Source organism: Rhodococcus sp. P4_B6 (assembly GCF_056402215.1).
The window spans coordinates 1-3,401 of the sequence record NZ_JBFUHV010000354.1 but is presented as its reverse complement, the minus strand read 5'-3'; the positions used below and the strand labels follow the sequence as shown (position 1 = coordinate 3,401).

Genomic DNA, 3,401 nt, shown 5'->3' with positions numbered 1-3,401 from the left:
GCGGTAGACGACGCCGAACCCTCCGCTGCCGATCTCTTGGGCGTCCTCGAATCCGGCAGCAGCCAGCTCCGCCGTGACCGAACCGGCCACGTCGCGCTGCGTCGCGAACGGATCGACATCAGTCATCGATTACATCGATTCATCCCGCTCGAGGCACGGCCAACGAACGCCACATTGCTCACCTCTCGACGATGTTCCCCCAGGATATCGCCGATCCCACGAGCCGAGGCGTCCATCTCAGTTGTGTGGTCCCGTTCGGAACGCGCCGGCGCCGGATTGGCCTGAGTAAGCGATGACCTCGATTCTTGAACAAGCCGACCAGTACCGCACTGACGTGGACAGCGTTTTGCAGTGGGCGGTTCTCGCGCTGCCGCATGACAACGACGACGACAACCAGAATCGGCAAGGCGCGTACAGGTCGGCGCAAGAACGAGGATCTCCGTTCCGGCAGTCGTCTCGCTGCACGAGAACACCCGGACAAATCGATCAGCTCATGGAGCGCTCTCGCGCGGCGCGGACTGTCTGCTCCAACAGCGTGGTGATGGTCATCGGGCCGACGCCCCCTGGCACAGGCGTGATGTATGACGCCTTGCGAGACGCCGAGTCGAAGTCGACGTCACCTTTGTTGTCCGCGTAGCCTGCGTCGATCACGACAGCACCGGGTTTGATCCACTCGCCTCGGACCAGTCCGGGGGACCCCACCGCCGCCACGACTAGGTCGGCCGACTCGACGTGGGAGCTCAGATCCGCAGTGCGTGAGTGACAGTAGGTTACCGTCGCGTCACGAGCCAGCAGAAGCATTCCCATCGGTCTGCCGAGGATCGGGCTGCGACCTATCACGACTGCGTGCCGCCCACTGAGTGCAATGGCGTACGAATCGAGCAATCTCATGATGCCGCCGGGGGTTGCGGATTCGAAGCCCGCGGTTCCCAATGCCATGGCCGCGAACGAGTCTCGGGTGACACCGTCGACATCCTTCGGCGGATCGATGGCGTCGAACGCAGCGCGTTCGTCCACTCCGGGTGGCACCGGGTGCTGCAGAAGAATCCCGTCCACATCGGGATCTTCAGACAGCGCCCGAACTTCCGCGCAGACAGCATTCGTGCTCAACCCCGCGTCGAGATGCACTCGGCGCGATTCGATACCGACCTCGGTGCAGGCAGCGGCTTTCATACGCACGTAGGTGTGCGAGGCGGGGTCGTCGCCGACCAGTACCGTCGCCAGAACCGGACGCCGACCGAAGTCCCTCGAGTATTGTTGTGCCTGGGTCCCAAGCTTTTCGCGCATGACTCGCGACACCTCGCGGCCGTTCAGCAATCGGGCCGACATGCCGACTCCCTCTCCTACCGTGGTTAGACGAGAATCAGAAGACAACGGTCTGGTTCCCGTCTCTGATTACCCGGTCCTCGCAGTGCCAGGCAACGGCGCGAGAAAGCACCTGGCGCTCAACGTCCGCACCTCTTCGTTGCAGCTCAGCTGCAGTCTCCACGTGCGAGACCCGCACGACGTCCTGCTCGATGATCGGCCCTTCGTCGAGGTCCTCGGTCACGTAGTGGGCCGTGGCGCCGATCAGTTTGACGCCTCGATCTTTCGCCTTCTGATACGGCCCCGCACCGATGAAAGCGGGCAGGAATGAGTGATGAATGTTGATTACCGGCACTCCCACCTGTTGTAAGAAATCACCGGACAGAATCTGCATGTAGCGAGCGAGGACAACGAGATCGACGTTGTCGGTGAGAAGCTTCAACTGCTCCGCCTCCGCCTGTGCCCGTGACGCCCGGTCTACGGGGATGTGGATGAACGGAATGCCGAATCCGCGAACGTCGTCCCCGAGATCGGGATGGTTCGCGATGACCATCCCCACGTTCATGTGGATTTCGCCACGACGCTGCCGCCATAGGAGGTCGAGGAGGCAATGATCCGTTTTGGACACCATGATGGCGACGCGCTTCGGCTTGCGAGCTTCAGTCAACCTGTACGACTGTCCCAACATGCCTAGAACGTTGTCGAGTTCGTCGGACAGGGACGGAATCTGTGCCGGTAGGTCCTCCATATGGAACGTCGTGCGTTGGAAGAATCTGCCGCCGGCAGGGTCGGTCGAGTGCTGGTCCAGTGAGACAATGTTCGCGCCGTATTTCGCGAGCAAGGACGAGACCGCCGCGACGATTCCCTGACGGTCGTCGCCTTGCACGATCAAAGTGCCGAGGTCGACCACGTCGCGACTGGTTCGTGACATCGTGCTGTTGTCCTTTCGTGTGAAGTGGTCGTCGCCGCCAGGATCGTGTGACGGGACGAGTAGGTCGGAGTCGGTCATGCACTCAGTGCGCGACGACTCCTGACGGAAACGACTCCAGATCGACATCCTTGTTCGCCGGGAGGTCGAGGTAGGGGAACCGCTCCACCGTCGCGCGAATCTGCTTGATTCGTTCGCCGTGGTTGCCCCAGTGCAGGACGACTTCAGTGCCGATCTCGGCGAGTTCAATGTCGATGGTGGAATGGGAGATCATCTCGCGGAAGTAGTAGGAGTAGACGGCCAGCGATGAGACACCCACCTGCTTGCCGTCCTTGGTGACGATGTCCGCATGGTCGCCCGCTGGTGATTGCGGCGTCGTCGGGAACTCGAAGTGCCGGTATTCCTCCCCGGGCTCGAACTGCGACGCGAACACGTCGAGTACATCTTCCTTGTTCCACCTGAGGACCACCGTCTTGCGGCGCGGTGCGGCAGCCTCCGCCTCGAGGGCTTCCCGGCCCAGGAAGTCGTGGTCGAACTTCGCCATCCATCCCCAGTTGACTTCGAAGGGGGTGCGGAGGCGCGCCGTGATGTCGGTGGGATTTGCGCTCCCACTCAATTGACCGCTCACCTGCTTGGGCGGCAGAGCAGCTCCGAAGAGGGGATGAGAGACGAATTCCGGGTCGGCGAAAGCAGCAGGGAGGAAGGTACAACCCTGCTGAGGGAAGCCACCCTCGGTGTGATTCACGACGTAAGTCCGCCATCCCAGGCGCGTGATGTCGAAATCCTCGCCCGCCCGGTAAACGGCGTCGAACACCGCTGGTCCGTGTTCGAGGGGTCCACGCACCTCGTAAGCGAGGGTCCCCGACATCCCGATTCGCGACAGTTCGATTTCCACCGTGGCATCGATTCCGGGTACCTGGATTCGCCGAATGCCCAGGAATTGCAGGGAGCGCAACGATTCACCCGTGAGGCGTTCGAGTATCTGCAGCGACTTCGGGCCAGCTACCTGAAAGATGAAGATGTCCCGCATGCCGATTTCTACGTCTAGTCCCAGCGACGGGGCCTTGAAGAGGGCCCAGGGCATCGCCGCGAAATGGCGATACGAGTCCTCGCTGTCGCGCACTGTGAGACCGTGATTGGCGATGTATCCGTCTTCGTCGAGCATGAC

3 protein-coding genes are annotated in these 3,401 nt (G+C 61.8%); all 3 read right to left on the bottom strand.

All coding sequences use genetic code 11. The features are described 5' to 3' along the window. Positions 1–486: 486 nt before the first annotated feature. Positions 487–1,329 (bottom strand): bifunctional 5,10-methylenetetrahydrofolate dehydrogenase/5,10-methenyltetrahydrofolate cyclohydrolase, encoded by an 843-nt coding sequence (locus AC1DWT_RS50225; protein ID WP_477926169.1) that lies wholly within the window; start codon positions 1,327–1,329, stop codon positions 487–489. 34 nt (positions 1,330–1,363) lie between these two features. Next, positions 1,364–2,236: a formyltetrahydrofolate deformylase gene (gene purU, locus AC1DWT_RS50220; protein WP_477926170.1), complete on the bottom strand. Its 873-nt coding sequence runs from the start codon at positions 2,234–2,236 to the stop codon at positions 1,364–1,366. 82 nt (positions 2,237–2,318) lie between these two features. Beyond that, on the bottom strand, positions 2,319–3,401 hold a 1,083-nt coding region (locus tag AC1DWT_RS50215; RefSeq protein WP_477926168.1), incomplete at its 5' end, for a hypothetical protein.

What these genes read in the sequence shown, in the direction of transcription:
- AC1DWT_RS50225 (WP_477926169.1), bottom strand. Translation starts at nt 1,329, where the DNA reads ATGTCGGCCCGATTGCTGAACGGCCGCGAGGTGTCGCGAGTCATGCGC.
- purU (WP_477926170.1), bottom strand. Translation starts at nt 2,236, where the DNA reads ATGTCACGAACCAGTCGCGACGTGGTCGACCTCGGCACTTTGATCGTG.